Raw genomic sequence first — 16,360 nt, forward strand, 5'->3', positions numbered from 1 at the left:
CCCCGGGGCGGTCCTACTTCTCGGTCACGCCCGCCGAGTCGAAGGTCGCCACCTCGTGCATGGCCCTGGCCGTGCTCTGGACCAGCGGGAGGGCGAGCAGGGCTCCGGTGCCCTCGCCGAGGCGGAGGTCGAGGTCGACCAGGGGGCGCAGGCCCAGCTTGTTCAGGGCTGCGACGTGTCCGGGTTCCGCGCTGCGGTGTCCCGCGATGCAGGCCGCGAGGACCTCGGGAGCGATGGCGCGGGCGACCAGGGCGGCGGCGCCGGCGCTGACACCGTCCAGGATCACCGGCGTGCGCAGGGACGCGCCGCCCAGGAGCAGACCGACCATCGCCGCGTGTTCGAAGCCGCCGATCGCGGCCAGGACGCCGATCGGGTCGGCCGGGTCCGGCTGGTGGAACTCCAGGGCGCGGCGGACGACCTCGGTCTTGCGGGCGAGGGTCTCGTCGTTGATGCCGGTGCCACGGCCGGTGACCTCGGACGGGTCGGCGCCCGTGAAGACCGAGATCAGAGCCGCCGAGGCGGTCGTGTTGGCGATGCCCATCTCGCCCGTCAGCAGCGCCTTGTTGCCGGCTGCCACCAGGTCGCGGGCGGTCTCGATACCGACCTCGATGGCCTGCTTGGCCTCCTCGCGGGTCATCGCGGGGCCGGTGGTCATGTCGGAGGTGCCCGCCCGGATCTTGCGGGGCAGCAGGCCGGGGGTCGCCGGGAGCTCGGCGGCCACACCCACGTCCACCACGCAGACCTCGGCGCCCACCTGTGCCGCGAAGGCGTTGCAGACCGCGCCGCCGCCGAGGAAGTTGGCGACCATCTGCGCCGTCACCTCCTGCGGCCAGGGGGTGACGCCCTGCGCGTACACGCCGTGGTCGCCGGCGAAGATCGCGACGGCCGCGGGCTCCGGGATCGGCGGCGGGCACTGCCGGGACAGGCCGGACAGCTGCGCGGAGATGATCTCCAGCATGCCGAGCGCGCCGGGCGGCTTCGTCATGCGCTTCTGCCGCTCCCAGGCCTCGCCGAGCGCCTTGGCGTCCAGCGGGCGGATCCCGGCGACCGTCTCGGCGAGCAGGTCGTGCGGGTCCTCTCCGGGCAGCGCGCGACGGCCGTACGTCTCCTCGTGCACCACCCACGACAGCGGGCGGCGCTTGGCCCAGCCGGCCTGCATCAGCTCGGGCTCGTCCGGGAACTCGTCGACGTAGCCGACGCAGAGATAGGCCACCACCTCGAGGTGGTCGGGCAGGCCCAGTGCGCGGACCATCTCACGCTCGTCGAAGAAGCTGACCCAGCCGACGCCGAGACCCTCGGCGCGAGCGGCGAGCCAGAGGTTCTCGACCGCGAGCGCGGAGGAGTAGGGCGCCATCTGCGGCTGGGTGTGCCGGCCCAGGGTGTGCCGGCCGCCACGCGTCGGGTCGGCGGTGACCACGATGTTCACCGGGGTCTCGAGGATGGCCTCGATCTTCAGTTCCTTGAACTGCTTCGCCCGGCCCTTGGGCAGCGACTTCGCGTACGCGTCGCGCTGACGCATCGCCAGTTCGTGCATCGCGCGCCGGGTCTCGGCGGAACGGATGACGACGAAGTCCCAGGGCTGGGACGCGCCCACGGAGGGCGCGGTGTGGGCGGCCTCCAGGACGCGCAGCAGCACCTCGTGCGGGATGGGGTCGCCGCGGAAGCCGTTGCGGATGTCGCGACGCTCCCGCATGACCTTCAGGACGGCCTCACGCTCGGCGTCGTCGTACGCGGGCGCGGCCGGGCCGGTGGACTCTCGGAGTTCTTCCACGGCCGTGCTCTCTTCCTGGTCGGCGGCCCTGGTGTCCAGGTCCTCCGGGCTCTGCGCGACCTCGGGATCGGGGTCGGAGACAGCGGGCGGCTCCGGGTCCGGGGTGGCCGGGGCGGGAGCGGGGTCGGCCGCGCGGGGGGCGGGCACGGTGACGGCGGCGGCCGGGGCCTGCGGGGCCGGCTGCTCGGCCGGGGCCTCGGTGGGCTGCCGGTCCGGGGTGGGGAGGACCAGGGGGTGCGGTGGGGTCGGGGCAAGGTGCGGGGTGGTGGGCACCGTGCCTTCGACCGGCACGAACTCGCCCGCAGGGGCACCCACGGGGTCGCCCTGGGCTTCGTCGACGTGTTCGGCGACGGGCTCGGAGACGGACTCGGAGACGGGCGCAAGGACGGACTCGTCCTCTGGCTGGTCCACGACGTGGTCAGGCTGCGGGGTGGCGACCGCGAGCGCGGCGTCGTCGGCCGCGGACGGCTCGGGCGCTTCGGCGACGACCTCCGCGACGTCCGCGACGTCCGCGTCCGTCTCGGCCGGGGTTCCGGTGGCGAGGGACTCGGGCCGGGGCTCCGGCTGCTGCGCCGCCACGGGGACGGGGATGTCCGGGGTGTGAGAAGTGGAGTCCGCCTGATGGGCGACAGTCGGGGCGACGGCCTGAGGTTCGGGCTGTTCGTCCGCCTCCGGGACCGGTTGCGGCTGCGTGTCCGGGACCGGCTGGGCCGTCTGCTCCGGTACGACGGGGGTCTGCGGGGCGGGCTCAGGCGCCTCCGACACCTCCACCATTGCCTGTGAGGCAACCGGCTCTACCGGCTCTACCGGCTCGACCGGCTCTACGGCGACGGCCTCGGCGGAAGCCGCGACGGGCTCGGCGAGAGTCTCGGCAGCCTCCGTCCCTGCCTCCCCCTCCACCTCGGCATCTACCTCTACCTCGGCCTCGGCTGGAGGTGCCGCGGGTTCGAGCGGCTGAGCGGCGTCCGGAATGGCGGCGGCCGGCACCTGCGGTTCCTCGGCGGAAGCCTCGGGCGCGGGGGCAGCAGCCTCCGGTGCGCTTGCGGGCGCCTCCTGCACAGCTTCCGCCAGATCCGCCGGATCCGCCGGTTCCGCCGGTTCCGGTGTCCCCGGCACCACGGTCACCTCGGGGATCGCGGTCGCCTCGGGCTCGGGGATCTGGTCGACCGTCTCGGGGGCGGGGGGAACGTCAGCCGCCTGCGCCGGGATCGGGGCCGGGGCAGCGTCCGGGGCCGGAGTCGGCGCCTCCTGCGCGGCCTCGGCAACCGGCGTTTCGGCAACCGCCGCCTCGGGGACCTGAACCGGCTCGACGACCGGTGCCGCCTCGACGATCGGTGCCGCCTCGACGACCGGCACCTCGGCAGCGGGGGCCGCCTCCGGTACGGCAGCGGTCGGCTCCTCACCGGAAGTCACGCTCACCGGAGCACCCGCACCGATGCCCGCCCCCACCTCGGCCATGGTCCCGGCCCCCGGGACCTCGTCCGCGATGTCCTGCTCGCCCTCGGCGATCAGCGCCGCGCCGAGCAGTTGGCCCGGGTCGACGACGCCCGACGTGGCCGGGAACGGGACGGCCTCGCCGGTCACCGTTCCGGGAGTCTGCGCCACCGGTGCCGGAGGCACCCCGCCGCCGGGGACGGCGTACGCCGTCCCGGCCACGTCCTGTGCCTGGGGCGTGGTCGCCGCGATCGCCTCGGTCGCCACACGGGCCACGACGGCCTGGGCGGCGCTCACCGGCTCGGCACGCTCCGGAGTGTCCGCGACGGCCGTCGGCGCCGCCGCCGGAACGGCAACGGTGGTTTCCGCTGCCGCCACCTCCGAAGCCACCGGGCCCTGGACCGGAGCAGCGGGCTGGGCGGCGACCGGGGCCGCGGCCTGCGCGGTGGCCGGTGCTCCCCAGGGCGCCGCGCCCTGCGGGGGCATGTCGCGCGCGGGCGGGACGTCGAGGTACTCGGGGCCGGAGGCGGCCGGCCCCGGGTGGCGTACCGGTACGCCCGCGGGGCCCCGGTCGGCGAGGGACCGGACGGGGCTGGCGGAGGCGTCGGGGATCGGCGGGCCCAGGTGGAGTGGGCGGCGCGGGGCCGGCTGGGGCGGCGTGGCCGGGCCGGGCAGGCGGACGCCGGTGAGGTCGACCGAGCCGCTGTCGCGGCCGGAGATCTCGTGCGGTCCTGGCTCGTGCACCGTCTCGACGACCGTCTCGACGACCGGCTCGGGAGCGGGAGGCGCCACCTCATTGCCCCAGGCGCTCTGGGCGCCCGGCAACAGCAAGAGGTCTTCGTCCTCGGCGGTGGTCTCGGAGAGGAAGGTGTACGCGCCGTGCGCGGGGGCGCCCGGCTGCTCCACCAGCCTTGCGTTCTCCGGCAGCCCCTCGCCCGGGACCTGGCCGGTGTCGGTCATGCGTACCCCTCGCCCATCGGTTAGTGCTCCCTACGACCAGCTCACTCGGAGCGGCGCACCGACCGCCCCGTAGTGAAGAACGAGCGTCCGTGCCCAGCGGCACGAGCCACCCGCCCGAAAAAGCGACAAAGCCATTCAATGGCATTGTCCCGGCCCTCGCCGCCTCGCGACAGCTTGATCCGCGCGGCTCCGCTGTGGACTGCGCCACGTTGCGCGTTCTCCGGTTCTGCCGTACCACGACGCAGCCCAAAAGGGATGTGTTTTCCGGACATTGACCGACGAAGTGCCGGGCGAACGGAAGCGGTACGACGATCGGCCAGCCTACCGCGCGCGGTACGACAACAGGATCACGGGTCGGGTGGACCGGGTCAGGGCCGACGGTCCGGAAGAACCCCGCTGAGCAGGAACGCGACACTCCGTTCGGTCTCCGTCCAGGCCCGTGTGTCGAGTTGCACGGACTGCACGAGGGCGCATTCGACGTGGTAGCCGTGCTCGGTGAGGTCGCGGCCGACGAGTTCGGCGGTGTCGCGGGTCGCCGCGTGGGTGACGATGCGCTGGGGGCGGCGGTCGGCGACCGCGGAGACCACGGCCACTCCCCCGCCGCCGACCCGGACGACGTCCGGTTCGGGCAGGTTCTCCAGGACGTGCGGGGCGGTGCCGCGGACGATCTGGAGCTGGACGCCGCGTTGGCGGGCGGCGGCGTCGGTGCGGGCGCAGGCGTCCAGGTCGCGGTCGACGGCGAGGACCGCCGCCCCCGCCCGTGCGGCCTCGGTGGAAAAGGCGCCGCTGCCGCAGCCGATGTCCCAGACGAGGTCGCCGACCCGCGGCCCGAGGCGGGCGAGTTGGGCGGCACGCAGCAGCTCGGACTCCCCTTCGCCGAGTCCGCCGCCGTACGCCTCGGCGGGCAGTGCCCAGCCGCGCGGTCCGGTGCCCGGGTCGCGCCCGGAGATCCAGCCGCTGTCGTCGGAGGGCGCGCTCACCGATCCGCCGATGACGATCACGACGTTGGGGTCGCGCCAGGTGTGGTCGACGGCCTTGTCCGAGGTGAGCACGCTCACCCGCTCGCGGTCGGTGCCGAGTTCCTCGCAGACGACGAACGTGCGGTGCACGCCCTCCATGAGCAGGCCCAGCTCGGCGGGGCCGGCGCCGGGCGAGGTGAGGACGGCGACCTTGGTGTGGGCGCGGCACACGTTGACCGCGCGGCGCAGGGTGCGCCGGTGGGCGACGACGACCTGGGCGTCGTCCCAGGGCATCCCGGCGCGGGCGAAGGCGGCGGCGACGGCGGAGACGGCCGGGACGACCTCGACCTCGAGGCCGAACTCGGGTGCGCGCAGGGTGCGTACGACGCCGAAGAAGCCCGGGTCGCCGTCGGCGAGGACGACCGCGGTGCCGCGGTGACCGGCGATGCGGCGGGCGGCGAGGGCGACGCTGCCCAGGCGGATGCGCTCGGCGGGGGGCGGCACCTCGGGCAGCGCCAGATGGTGGGCGGCACCGGCCACCAGTGTGGCGGCGCCCAGGGCGGAGCGGGCCGCGGCGGTCAGCGGTGAGCCGTCCCAGCCGATCACCGTGACGCGGTCGGCCATCGTCGTCAGTCTCCCGGAGGTTTACGCAGGTAGCGGGCTCCGTGAGGGTACCCGGTCGGCGGGACCGTGCGACGGCCGCTCCCGGTCAGTTCCAGTCGGTGTACGACGTGAAACCGCCGCTCTCGGCGAGTTGCTCGCCGGCGCCCTCGATGTCCTCGGGGAGCAGGCTCCAGACTATGTAGTCGGTGCGCGTCTCGGCCCAGGTGCCGTCCTCGGCGCGGGCGCGCGCCATGCAGGCGCCGCGCAGGACGCCCTCGCTGATACAGCCGATCTTCTGCGCGACCTGCTGGGAGGCGGTGTTGTCGGCGGCCGTGCGCAGCTCGATGCGCTCGAACTTCTGGTCGGTGAACAGCCATTGGGCGACGGCGAGGGCGGCCTCGGAGGCGTATCCCTCGCCGCGCGCCCAGGAGGCGACGATGTACGACAGTTCGGTGGAACGGACGTGCCAGTTGGTCTTGCCGAGCTGGATGACGCCGACCAGCCGCTGGGTGAGGAACTCGGTGACGGCGAGGTCGAGGCCGCGTCCGGCGGTGCGTTCGGAGGGGGCGTACTCGGTGATCCAGTGCCGGGCGGCGTCCTCGGTGAACGGGTGGGGCACGGCGGTCCAGGCCACGATCTGCTCGTCGTCCATCATCTGGGCCAGGGCGGGCACGTCGTCCTCGTCGAGGGGACGCAGCACCAACCGCTCCGTGCTGATGGAGATGGTGGGGAAGGTGCTCGTCATGAAGCCGCTCCATAGCCTTCGAAACCTCGGTGCCCGACCTGGCCTGTGCCTACCGGACCGTCAGGACCCGCTGAACTGCCCAGCATGCAGCATGAAAGCACCGAACCGCACCACGGGGTCCGCCCTGATGAGGGAGCGGACCCCGCGGGTGGGGTCAGAACGCGGCGACGACGGCGCCGTCGTACTTGTCCTCGATGAACTTCTTCACCTCGGGCGAGGTGAGCAGCCTGGCGAGCTTCGTCACACGCGGGTCGTCCTCGTCGCCCTTCTTGACGGCGAGGAAGTTGGCGTACGGGTTGTCCTTCGCGGACTCGGCGGCGAGGGCGTCCTTCGCCGGGCTGAGGCCGGCCTCCAGGGCGTAGTTGCCGTTGATCACCGCGGCGTCGACGTCGGAGAGGGAGCGCGGCAGCTGGGCCGCCTCCAGCTCCTTGAATTTCAGGCCCTTGGGGTTGGAGGTGACGTCCTTGGGGGTCGCCGAGTAGCCGGCCCCGGACTTGAGGCCGATGAGACCATTGGCCTCCAGGAGCTTCAGCGCCCGGGCCTCGTTGGTGGTGTCGTTCGGCAGGGCGAGGGTGGCGCCCTTCTTCAGGTCGTCGAGCTTCTTGACGCTCTGCGAGTACAGGCCGAGCGGCTCCAGGTGCACCGTGGCGTTCGGCACGGCGACGATGTCGGTGCCGTTCTTCTTGTTGAAGTCGTCCAGGTACGGCTGGTGCTGGAAGTAGTTGGCGCCGACCTCGCCCTGCTGGACCGCCGTGTTGGGGGTCACGTAGTCGGTGAACTCCTTGACCTCGAGCTCGAGGCCGGCCTTCGCCGCGAGGTTGTCCTTGATGTAGGTGAGGATCTCGCCCTGCGGGGTGGGTGTGGCGGCGACCGTCAGCGCGGCGTTCGCGTCGGTGCTGCCGGAGTCCTTGTCCGAGCCGCAGGCGGTGAGTCCGAGGGTGAGGGCTCCGGCGGCGAGGACGGTGGTGGTGATCTTGGCGGTGTTGCGCACGAAAAGTGCCTTTCCTTACGGGTGTTGCGGCCCCGCGGTGGGTGGTGCGGGGAGATCGGGGTGTGCTCAGACGGTCTTGCCGGTGGCCGTGGAGGCCTTGAGCAGCCGAAGTTTCGGCGCCTGTCCCGAGCGGCCGCCGCGGCGGTGCAGGGACCGGGCCGCGAAGTCGCCGGCGAACTGGATGAGCGAGATGACGACGGCCAGGATCGCGACGGTGATCCACATCAGTTCGGTCTCGAAGCGCTGGTAGCCGTAGCGGATCGCGATGTCGCCGAGGCCGCCGGCGCCGACCGTGCCGGCCATGGCGGAGTAGCCGATGAGGGCGACGACCGTGGTGGTGGTGCCGGCGATGAGGGAGGGCAGGGCCTCGGGGACGAGGACCTTGCGGACGACGGTCCAGGTGTTGCCGCCCATCGCCTGTACGGCCTCGACGAGCCCGCCGTCCACTTCGCGGACAGCCGTCTCGACGAGGCGCGCGAAGAACGGGATCGCGCCGACGGCCAGTGGCACGATGGCGGCCTCCCGGCCGATGGTCGTGCCCGTGATCGTCCGGGTGAAGCCCATCAGCGCCACGATCAGGATGATGAACGGCATCGAACGGGCCACGTTCACGACCTGCCCGATCACCTTGTTGGCGACGGTGTTCTGCAGCAGGCCGCCCCGGTCGGTGAGGACCAGCAGGACGCCGAGCGGGAGACCGCCGACGACGGCGGCGAGGGTGGACCAGCCGACCATGTAGAGGGTGTCCCAACAGGCCTGCGAGAGCAGGGGCTGCATTTCCGGCCAGGTCACTCGGCCCCCTCCTCGACCAGTACGTCGATCTGCAGGCCCTGTTCGCGCAGGAAGCCGACGGGTACGACGTTGTCCTCGTAGCGGCCGGGGAGTTCGATGCGCATCCGGCCGACCTGGAGACCGCCGACGGTGTCGATGGCGGCGCCGAGGATGGAGATGTCGATGTTGTAGGTGCGCGACAGCCGGGAGATGACCGGCTGGGTCGCGGCCTCACCGTGGAAGGTGACGTCGAGGACGGTGCGGTCGTCGCCGGTGGCCTCGCCGCCGACCGGGAACAGCGCGGCGGCCAGCTCCGAGCCCGGGGTCGCGAGCAGTTCGCTGACCGTGCCGGACTCCACGATCCGGCCCCGCTCCATGAGCGCGGCGGAGTCGCAGATCGACTTGACCACGTCCATCTCGTGGGTGATGAGCAGGACCGTCAGGCCCAGTTGCCGGTTCAGGTCGCGCAGCAGCCGGAGGATTGAGCGGGTGGTCTCGGGGTCGAGGGCGCTGGTCGCCTCGTCGGAGAGGAGCACCTTGGGGTCGCCGGCCAGGGCGCGGGCGATGCCGACGCGCTGCTTCTGGCCGCCGGAGAGCTGGGCCGGGTAGGATTTCGCCTTGTCGCTGAGCCCGACCAGGTCGAGCAGTTCCAGGGCCTTGCGGGAACGTTCCTTCCCGGAGTGGCCGAGGATCTCCAGCGGCAGTTCGACGTTGTCCTGCACAGTCCGCGAGGACAGCAGGTTGAAGTGCTGGAAGACCATGCCGATGCGGCTGCGCGCCTCCCGCAGCTCCTTGCCGGCCCGGGGTCCGCGCCCGGCGAGGGCGGTGAGGTCCCGGCCGGCGACTCTGACCGTGCCGGCGGTGGGGCGCTCCAGGAGGTTGACGCAGCGGATCAGGGAGGACTTTCCGGCGCCGGACTGGCCGATGACGCCGTAGACCTCGCCTTCGCGGACGTGCAGGTCGACGCCGTCCAGGGCGGTGACCTCACGGCCGCCGCGCGAGCGGTAGACCTTGGTGAGGCCTGTTGTCGTGATCACAGGGGTGTTCCGTCACTGTCGAGTACGCGGGCGTGGGTGTGCCCTGGTACAGGGGAAAAGTCATGCGCGGGGGACTCGGTCACGTACGGGCAGGGCATACGGACGTGCCACGGCGGCTCGCTTCGGGGCGCGAGGCTCGGGGTGGTGCGGGGGCCCTCTAGAAGGCGCGCATTCGACACAGACAACGAGCACCGGGCGTCATGGTCGCCTCGGTCGCAAGGGTGCGGTGGCTCGTCGTGGTCATGCGATCAGTAAATCAGACGTATTGAATCGACCGAGAACCCGCTGTCCGTATGCCGGACAGCGGTGGACAGTGGCGGACAGACGGTGGGCAGCGCTCAGCCGCGGACGGAGATCTCCACGCCCCCGCCGGTGACCAGTGCCGACAGGGCGGAGAGGTCCCGCACCACCAGGTCGGCGTCGAGCTCGTGGGCCTGGTGGGTTGTGGTCAATGCCACGGTGGCCATCCCGGCGGCGCGGGCCGCGCGCAGACCGGCCGGCGCGTCCTCGAGGACGACACAGCGGGCGGGGTCGACACCCAGTTCGCGGGCGGCCAGCAGATAGGGCTCGGGGTCCGGCTTGCCGCGGGTGACGTCGTCCGCGGTGACCAGGACCTTCGGGCTGATCCCGACGGCGGCGAGCCGGGCCTCGGCCAGCCGCCGGGTGGCGGAGGTGGCGACGGCCCAGCGGTCGGCGGGGAGCGAGTCGAGGAGGTCCCTGGTGCCGGGGAGGAGCTCGACACCGCCGTTCGGCACGTCCTCGACCTCCAGCTGCTCCACCCGCGCCACGGCCTCCGGGACCAGGTGGGCCGGCACCAGATCGGCGACTATCTCCACGGCGGTGCGGCCGTGCAGCTCGGTCCGGGCGAAGTCCTCGGCGGTGATGCCATACTCCCCGGCCCACCTGATCCAGCAGCGCTCCACGGAGGCGAGAGTGGAGACGAGGGTGCCGTCGTTGTCGAAGAGGAGGGCCTGGGCGTGCATCGTGGTCATGGCCCCGACCCTACGTCGGCGCCCGGGGGCGGCAGCGGGGGGCCGATTCCGCCGTAATAAGGTCACTGCATGCTTGATGCCCTGACGCTGGCGTGCGGCGTCGCCGCGTTGCTGCTCGCCGCCTGGTGCGGCTGGGCGGCCTACCGTGACCAGCCGACGAAGGACTGGCACTTCATCGGGATGGCCGTGGTCTCGCTGCTGGCCGTGGTCCAGCTGGTGGTCGGGATCGTGCAGCTGGCGCGGGGCGAGAAGCCGGAGCAGGGCACGACGATCTTCGTGGCGTATCTGCTGGGCGCGTTCGCGTGCGTCCCGGCGGCGGCGTTCATGTCACTGGCCGAGCGGACACGCTGGGGTTCGGTGACGGTCGCCGCCGGCGCGGTCGTCCTCGCCGTCCTCGAGGTACGGCTCTACGACATCTGGGGAGGCTGAGATGGCGGCCGTTCAGGACAGGCCGGCCCGGCTGATCAGCGGGCCGGGCCTGGTGCTGGTGTGGTTCTACGGTGTGATGGTGGTCGGCGCGGTGTCGCGCTCGGCGTACCAGATCGCGACGGAGTTCGACCGGGCGCCGCTGGCCTATTCGCTGTCGGCGGTGGCGGGGGTCGTGTACGGGTTCATCACCTACTCGCTGGTGCGCGGCGGGGAGACGGCGCGCAGGGCGGCACAGGTGTGCTGCGCCGCCGAGCTCGCGGGTGTGCTGATCGTCGGTACCTGGACCCTGGTCGACCGGGGCGCGTTCCCGGATGCGACGGTGTGGTCGGACTACGGCATGGGGTACGTGTTCATCCCCGTGCTGCTGCCGCTGTCGGCCCTGTACTGGCTGCGGAAGTCGCGTACGGCTAAGCCGTAGCCGCGTACTCCCCCGCCGCCTTCTCCAGGACGATCATCGGTACGCCGTCCGTGCCCTGGGAGGTGCCCACCGTCTCGTAGCCGACGCGGCGGTAGAGACGGAGGCTGCCCTCGCTGCGGTGGCCCGTGTGGAGGCGGAACCGCTTGGCGCCGCGCTCCTCGGCCAGGGCGGACTCGGCGGCGCGCAGCAGCCGCGCGCCGATGCCGTGGCCCTGGAGGCGGGGGTGGACGCAGAGCTTGCCGATCGAGGCGGCGCCGTCGTCGGTGATGTGGCCGCGGACCGAGCCGACCACCTCGTCGCCCAGCCGGGCCACGAAGACGCAGTCGGCGGCGAGTTCCTCCTTGACCGAGTCGAGGCTCTGGACGAGCGGGGCGATCCGGTAGTTGCCGTACAGCGCGGCTTCGCTCTGGAAGCACAGGTACTGCAGCCTGAAGATCTGCTCGGCATCCTGCTCGGTCGCCACCGAGATGGTCACGCTCATGCCCATGTGCGCACGCCTCCCGCTCACCTGATCGCCATTGGTCCTTCACTCCTATCCCCGCCCTCGACCGGTCGCAACCTCCGGGGCGAGCAAACGTCGAAGACATCCCAGACATCTGGAACGTTCCGGTCCGAGACTGCCCTGTGAGATACCCAACTCCCCCGCGATCTCCCGGTAGGTGAGGTCCCCGGGTGAGAGCAGGGCCAGGAGCAGCCGGGAGCAGCGGCCGGGCAGCCGGTGCACCGCCTCGCGCAGGGCGCGGCGTTGGGCGGTGGTGAGCGCGAGCTGCTCGGGCCCCTGGTCGCGGTCGTCGACCGGGTCGGTCTCGTACGGCCGCTCGCGGCGGGTCGTGCGGCGGGTGCGGCGGACCTCGGCGCGCACGGCCCGGCGCAGCCAGCTGTGGGGGTCGGGCGGGAGGCCGTCGGTGGCGAGGTGCTCGAGGAGGCGGAGCCAGACCGCCTGTTCGAGGTCGCCGGGTTCGGTTCCGGTGGCGTGGGCCTCGGCGCGGGCCTCGGCGGTGAGGAGGGGGTGCAGGTCGGTGAGCAGGTCGTGCGTCATGTGCCACACGATGCGGCCGCCCGGGCGGCTGGTTGCCCGGGCGGCCGTATGTCACTCCAACGGGGAATCAGCCGTTGACGAAGTCCTCGCGGGCGAGGAGGCCGGTGTCCGCGTTGTCGGTGAAGACTCCGTCGATGCCGGTGGCGAAGTAGGTCCGGAAGGCACCGAAGGGGTCGCCGTACCCGTCCGCGTCCGTGCCCTTGCGGAAGTTCGCGGGCAGGAAGGGGTTCTCGTTGCGCATGGTGTACGGGTGCAGGATCAGGCCCACCGCGTGGGCGTCCTTGACCAGGGTGGTCGGGGTGGTGAGGTTGCCGTTGTCGTCCTTCGGGATGACCAGGTCGAGGGTCGGGCCGATGCCCTGGGCGTAGCCGGCGATCTCGCGCAGCCCTGCCCGGGTGATCAGGTCGGCGACGGTGCGCGGGTCGCCCGTCTCGACGAAGTCCCAGGGACGGGAGCTCGCCGTGGACAGCAGCACGACGAGGGGGTTGTCGACCAGCTTGTTCAGGCGCTGGATGCTGGTCGGCTCGAAGGACTGCAGGACGACCGGCGAGTTCTTCCTGTCCTTGCCGTACCTGTGCAGCAGCTTGGCGACCCGCTCCTCGAGGCCGAGACCCAGCTTGCGGAAGTAGGTGGGGTGCTTGGTCTCGGGGTAGATCCAGACCTGCCTGCCACGCCTGCGGGTCTGCTCGTCCTGCCACTTGAGGACTTCCTCGAAGGTCGGGATCTCCCAGCGGCCGTCGTAGAGCGTGTTGTGCGGACGGTAGTCGGGGATGCGCTCGACCGCGCGGAGGGTCTTCAGCTCGGCGAGGGTGAAGTCCTCGGCGAACCAGCCGGTGTAGGAGACACCGTCCACGACCTTCGTCGTCCTGCGGTCGGCGAACTCGGGGTGCCGGGCGACGTCCGTCGTCCCGCCGATCTCCGGCTCGTGGCGGCAGACCAGATGGCCGTCCTTGGTGGGGACGAGGTCGCCCGCCTCGACGATGTCGGCACCCAGGTCGAGGGCGAGCTGGTAGGAGCCGAAGGTGTGCTCGGGGCGGTAGCCGCTGGCGCCGCGGTGGCCGATGATCGTCGGGACCGGGAGGCTCTCCAGCCCGCCGCCGCCGGGGTGGCGGGCCTCGGCGGCCCGCGCCGTGCCCGGCAGACCGAGGACGCTTCCGGTGGCGCCGAGCATCGCGGCACCGAGCAGCGCCCGTCGTCCGGTACCGCCCACACTCGCCTGCTCGTTCGTCCGCGCGTCCTGCGATCCCATGAGGCCCTCCTGGCCGTCGGCTCGTTCGTGCGGGCCGATCGTAGGGGCGTGGACATGACCGTCGGGAGACCTCGGTCCCAACACGCGGGTGACACTGAATGGCGTGTGCCGTACGGGTGCATCCGCGGCGAGCCGGGCGATGTGACGGAACGTCGGAATGACCGCAGCGGTCGGGGGCAGTCGGTCAGTACCGGCTTCTGTCGTCACGGTCACGCAGGGCACCGAGCGTTCCGGGTGCGACAAAGCGGTTCGACAGGCGAACCCTGCCGCGGGCCTCGCGCAGACCGCGGGTCGCCTCCGCTTCGACGCGGGCCGAGTCCGGGCCCCCCGAGAAGCGGCGGCGGTCCCTGCGCACCAGGACCGTCACGGCGGCGGCAAGGACGACCACCGGCACGGCGAAGGCTGCGGCGATACCCATGGCTCCCCCGGTTTCACGTCGTTGTTCAAATCGTTCCCCCCGGATGACGGGCGGGCAACGGTACGGCCGTACAGGTAAACGTACGTCAACAGTGCGTAAGACCTGGGTGACCCGATGTGCGCCACCCCCACAGCCGCGAGTATCGTCCTCACCTGCACGGACTCATACGGTTTTTCCCTGGCATCGGAGGGCACGTTGTCCCGCTTCGCGCTCATCAAGGCAGTGCTCGGACCGGTCATGCGCCTGATGTTCCGCCCTCGGGTCGAGGGCGCGGAGCACATCCCGGGCGACGGTCCCGTCATCCTGGCCGGCAACCACCTCACGTTCATCGACTCGATGATCCTGCCGCTCGTGTGCGACCGGCAGGTCTTCTTCATCGGCAAGGACGAGTACGTCACCGGCAAGACCCTCAAGGGCAGGCTGATGGCCTGGTTCTTCACCGGTGTCGGCATGATCCCGGTGGACCGGGACGGCGGCCGAGGGGGCGTGGCCGCGCTGATGACCGGGCGGCGGGTGCTGGAGGAGGGGAAGGTCTTCGGGATCTACCCCGAGGGGACACGGTCGCCCGACGGCCGGCTGTACCGGGGGCGTACCGGGATCGCCCGGCTGACGCTGATGACCGGGGCGCCGGTCGTTCCCTTCGCGATGATCGGGACGGACAAGTTGCAGCCGGGCGGCGCGGGGATGCCCCGCCCGGGGCGGGTGACCGTCCGGTTCGGTGAGGCGATGGAGTTCTCCCGGTACGACGGGATGGACCGGGACCGGTATGTGCTGCGGGCCGTGACGGACTCGGTGATGGCCGAGGTCATGCGGTTGTCCGGTCAGGAGTACGTGGACATGTACGCGACCAAGGCCAAGGCGGCGTAGCGGTTGTACGCCGGGGGCGGGTGCTCCCCGCTCCCCTGGGCCACGGCCCTTACCCGGCGTTCTCCAGGCGCTGTCCCCTGAGCATGTACCAGGTCGCCACCGCCGCTGCCAGCAGGACCGCCGCACCGACCGCCGATGCCGCGCCGAGGCCGTCGACGAAAGCCTCCCGGGCCGACGACAGCATGGTGTCGGCCTCGGCCGCGGGCATTCGCCCCGCCGCCTCCACCGCGCCGCCCAGCGACTCGTGCGCCCCGGCCGGTGTGTCCGCCGGAGCGGGGAAACCGCGGTAGACGCCCGTGACGATCGAGCCGAGTACGGCGATGCCGAGGGCCGCGCCCAGTTCGTAGGCCGTTTCGGACACCGCCGACGCCGCTCCCGCCTGGTCCTTGGGGACCGAGGACAGGATGACGTCGGAGGTCACCGTGAAGGAGAACCCGGCGCCGATGCCGACCACCAGCAGGGCCGCGCCCAGAAGCGGGTAGCCGGTCGTCGCGTCCAGCGCCGTCAGCGCGGCCAGGGCCAGGCCGATCGCCGCGAGGCCGCCGCAGACCACGGCCCGGACCGAGTGGCGGCGGGCCACCCGGCCCGCGACCAGGCCGGCCGCCACCGCGCCCACCGCCGCGGGCAGTTCGGCGAGGCCCGCCTCCAGAGGGCGTCGGCCCTGCACCAGTTGCAGGTACTGGGAGAGGAAGAAGACCAGGCCGGACAGTCCGAGGACGGTCAGCAGATCGGCCAGTACGGCGCCGCTGAAGCCGCGACTGCGGAACAGGCGCATGTCCAGCAGCGGGGCGGGGAGGGTGAGCTGACGGCGTACGAAGCCGTACAGCGCCGCCGCGCCCAGCAGACCCGCCGTCAGCGGCTCCCGGGTGACGCCGTGGCCTGCCGCCTCCTTGACGCCGTACACCAGGGCGATCATGCCGACCAGCGACAGGAGCACGCTGGGCAGGTCCAGCGGGCCGGGGCTGGGGTTCTTCGACTCCGGCAGGGTCCTCGCGCCGACCAGGACGAGCACCACCATCACGGGCAGGTTGATGAGGAAGACCGAGCCCCACCAGAAGTGTTCGAGGAGGAAGCCGCCCGCGACGGGGCCCACCGCGGTGCCCGCGGAGGCCGTCGCGCCCCAGATGCCGACGGCCAGGCTGCGTTCGCGCGGATCGTGGAAGATGTTGCGGATCAGGGCGAGCGTGGCGGGCATGAGGGTCGCGCCGGCGACGCCGAGCAGGGCGCGGGACGCGATCATCATCTCCGGTGTCGTCGCGTAGGCGTTCAGGACGGAGAGGAGGCCGAAGGCGGTGGCGCCGACGAGCAGGATCCGCTTGCGGCCGATGCGGTCGCCGAGGCTGCCCATGGACACCAGCAGGCCGGCGATGACGAAGGAGTAGACGTCGCCGATCCAGAGCAGCTGGGTGCCGGTGGGGTTCAGGTCCTCGCTGATGTAGGGGGTCGCGAGGCCGAGGACGGTCGCGTCGACGGCCACCAGCAGCACGGCGAGCACGAGGACGGACAGCGCGAGCCAGCGGCCCGGGAGCTTCACCGCCTCGGTCGTGGTCGCCGGCTGCAGGGTGCTGGTCATGATTCCTCTCTCTGACGCGTAAATATCACCAGGTCAGGGTGGGTGTGGACATGACTGTGTGCCCGGTGGCCGCGGAGGACCGCCGGGTGTTCGGGCTGCCGGTT

15 protein-coding genes are annotated in these 16,360 nt (G+C 72.1%); 3 read left to right on the forward strand and 12 right to left on the reverse strand.

Annotated features, from left to right (window positions below):
• Positions 1 to 13: 13 nt before the first annotated feature.
• The 7 genes from cobT to ABT057_RS21540 all read right to left on the reverse strand — a co-directional run bounded on the left by cobT (position 14) and on the right by ABT057_RS21540 (position 10,263).
• The gene (gene cobT, locus ABT057_RS21510) at positions 14 to 4,165 is read right to left on the reverse strand and encodes a nicotinate-nucleotide--dimethylbenzimidazole phosphoribosyltransferase (protein WP_352344726.1); all 4,152 of its coding nucleotides are present in this window, start codon (positions 4,163 to 4,165) and stop codon (positions 14 to 16) included.
• A 368-nt stretch (positions 4,166 to 4,533) separates the two neighbouring features.
• Positions 4,534 to 5,748: a precorrin-6y C5,15-methyltransferase (decarboxylating) subunit CbiE gene (cbiE, locus tag ABT057_RS21515; protein WP_352344728.1), complete on the reverse strand. Its 1,215-nt coding sequence runs from the start codon at positions 5,746 to 5,748 to the stop codon at positions 4,534 to 4,536.
• A gap of 85 nt (positions 5,749 to 5,833) precedes the next feature.
• Positions 5,834 to 6,472, reverse strand: a complete 639-nt coding sequence (locus ABT057_RS21520) for a GNAT family N-acetyltransferase (protein ID WP_352344730.1) — start codon at positions 6,470 to 6,472, stop codon at positions 5,834 to 5,836.
• A gap of 154 nt (positions 6,473 to 6,626) precedes the next feature.
• Positions 6,627 to 7,463: a MetQ/NlpA family ABC transporter substrate-binding protein gene (locus tag ABT057_RS21525; protein WP_352344732.1), complete on the reverse strand. Its 837-nt coding sequence runs from the start codon at positions 7,461 to 7,463 to the stop codon at positions 6,627 to 6,629.
• A gap of 66 nt (positions 7,464 to 7,529) precedes the next feature.
• A complete protein-coding gene (locus ABT057_RS21530) occupies positions 7,530 to 8,255 on the reverse strand; it encodes a methionine ABC transporter permease (protein WP_352344734.1) in 726 nt (241 codons plus the stop codon).
• Positions 8,252 to 9,271 carry a methionine ABC transporter ATP-binding protein gene (locus tag ABT057_RS21535; RefSeq protein ID WP_352344736.1) on the reverse strand — a complete coding sequence of 340 codons (1,020 nt, stop codon included), beginning with the start codon at positions 9,269 to 9,271 and terminating at the stop codon, positions 8,252 to 8,254. Before ABT057_RS21535 ends, ABT057_RS21530 begins: the two co-directional genes overlap by 4 nt.
• A gap of 338 nt (positions 9,272 to 9,609) precedes the next feature.
• Positions 9,610 to 10,263 carry an HAD-IA family hydrolase gene (locus ABT057_RS21540; RefSeq protein ID WP_352344738.1) on the reverse strand — a complete coding sequence of 218 codons (654 nt, stop codon included), beginning with the start codon at positions 10,261 to 10,263 and terminating at the stop codon, positions 9,610 to 9,612.
• Positions 10,264 to 10,332: 69 nt separating this feature from the next.
• On the opposite strand from ABT057_RS21540, the gene ABT057_RS21545 reads away from it, so the two are divergent.
• Positions 10,333 to 10,692, forward strand: coding sequence for a hypothetical protein (locus ABT057_RS21545; protein WP_352344740.1), 360 nt, complete (start codon positions 10,333 to 10,335; stop codon positions 10,690 to 10,692).
• Position 10,693: 1 nt separating this feature from the next.
• Positions 10,694 to 11,110, forward strand: coding sequence for a hypothetical protein (locus ABT057_RS21550; RefSeq protein WP_352344742.1), 417 nt, complete (start codon positions 10,694 to 10,696; stop codon positions 11,108 to 11,110).
• On the opposite strand, the gene ABT057_RS21555 is transcribed toward ABT057_RS21550, so the two are convergent.
• The 4 genes from ABT057_RS21555 to ABT057_RS21570 all read right to left on the reverse strand — a co-directional run bounded on the left by ABT057_RS21555 (position 11,100) and on the right by ABT057_RS21570 (position 13,816).
• A complete protein-coding gene (locus ABT057_RS21555) occupies positions 11,100 to 11,597 on the reverse strand; it encodes a GNAT family N-acetyltransferase (protein WP_352344744.1) in 498 nt (165 codons plus the stop codon). The genes ABT057_RS21550 and ABT057_RS21555 overlap by 11 nt on opposite strands.
• A gap of 45 nt (positions 11,598 to 11,642) precedes the next feature.
• On the reverse strand, positions 11,643 to 12,149 hold the full coding sequence (locus ABT057_RS21560) for a sigma-70 family RNA polymerase sigma factor (protein WP_352344746.1): 507 nt from the start codon (positions 12,147 to 12,149) through the stop codon (positions 11,643 to 11,645).
• 67 nt (positions 12,150 to 12,216) lie between these two features.
• Positions 12,217 to 13,398, reverse strand: a complete 1,182-nt coding sequence (locus ABT057_RS21565; protein WP_352344748.1) for a glycerophosphodiester phosphodiesterase — start codon at positions 13,396 to 13,398, stop codon at positions 12,217 to 12,219.
• A gap of 184 nt (positions 13,399 to 13,582) precedes the next feature.
• On the reverse strand, positions 13,583 to 13,816 hold the full coding sequence (locus ABT057_RS21570; protein ID WP_352344750.1) for a hypothetical protein: 234 nt from the start codon (positions 13,814 to 13,816) through the stop codon (positions 13,583 to 13,585).
• 195 nt (positions 13,817 to 14,011) lie between these two features.
• Between ABT057_RS21570 and ABT057_RS21575 the strand changes: the two genes are divergently transcribed.
• On the forward strand, positions 14,012 to 14,683 hold the full coding sequence (locus ABT057_RS21575; RefSeq protein WP_352344752.1) for a lysophospholipid acyltransferase family protein: 672 nt from the start codon (positions 14,012 to 14,014) through the stop codon (positions 14,681 to 14,683).
• Between the two features lie 49 nt (positions 14,684 to 14,732).
• Here the strand turns inward: ABT057_RS21575 and ABT057_RS21580 are convergent, their stop codons facing one another.
• Positions 14,733 to 16,256, reverse strand: coding sequence for an MFS transporter (locus tag ABT057_RS21580; protein WP_352344754.1), 1,524 nt, complete (start codon positions 16,254 to 16,256; stop codon positions 14,733 to 14,735).
• Positions 16,257 to 16,360 lie beyond the last annotated feature (104 nt).

The organism is Streptomyces sp. NPDC002588 (assembly GCF_040295925.1).
Taxonomy (GTDB): Bacteria; Actinomycetota; Actinomycetes; order Streptomycetales; family Streptomycetaceae; genus Streptomyces.

What these genes read in the sequence shown, in the direction of transcription:
- cobT (WP_352344726.1), bottom strand. Translation starts at nt 4,165, where the DNA reads ATGACCGACACCGGCCAGGTCCCGGGCGAGGGGCTGCCGGAGAACGCA.
- cbiE (WP_352344728.1), bottom strand. Translation starts at nt 5,748, where the DNA reads ATGGCCGACCGCGTCACGGTGATCGGCTGGGACGGCTCACCGCTGACC.
- ABT057_RS21520 (WP_352344730.1), bottom strand. Translation starts at nt 6,472, where the DNA reads ATGACGAGCACCTTCCCCACCATCTCCATCAGCACGGAGCGGTTGGTG.
- ABT057_RS21540 (WP_352344738.1), bottom strand. Translation starts at nt 10,263, where the DNA reads ATGACCACGATGCACGCCCAGGCCCTCCTCTTCGACAACGACGGCACC.
- ABT057_RS21545 (WP_352344740.1), top strand. Translation starts at nt 10,333, where the DNA reads ATGCTTGATGCCCTGACGCTGGCGTGCGGCGTCGCCGCGTTGCTGCTC.
- ABT057_RS21550 (WP_352344742.1), top strand. Translation starts at nt 10,694, where the DNA reads ATGGCGGCCGTTCAGGACAGGCCGGCCCGGCTGATCAGCGGGCCGGGC.
- ABT057_RS21555 (WP_352344744.1), bottom strand. Translation starts at nt 11,597, where the DNA reads ATGGGCATGAGCGTGACCATCTCGGTGGCGACCGAGCAGGATGCCGAG.
- ABT057_RS21560 (WP_352344746.1), bottom strand. Translation starts at nt 12,149, where the DNA reads ATGACGCACGACCTGCTCACCGACCTGCACCCCCTCCTCACCGCCGAG.
- ABT057_RS21565 (WP_352344748.1), bottom strand. Translation starts at nt 13,398, where the DNA reads ATGGGATCGCAGGACGCGCGGACGAACGAGCAGGCGAGTGTGGGCGGT.
- ABT057_RS21570 (WP_352344750.1), bottom strand. Translation starts at nt 13,816, where the DNA reads ATGGGTATCGCCGCAGCCTTCGCCGTGCCGGTGGTCGTCCTTGCCGCC.
- ABT057_RS21580 (WP_352344754.1), bottom strand. Translation starts at nt 16,256, where the DNA reads ATGACCAGCACCCTGCAGCCGGCGACCACGACCGAGGCGGTGAAGCTC.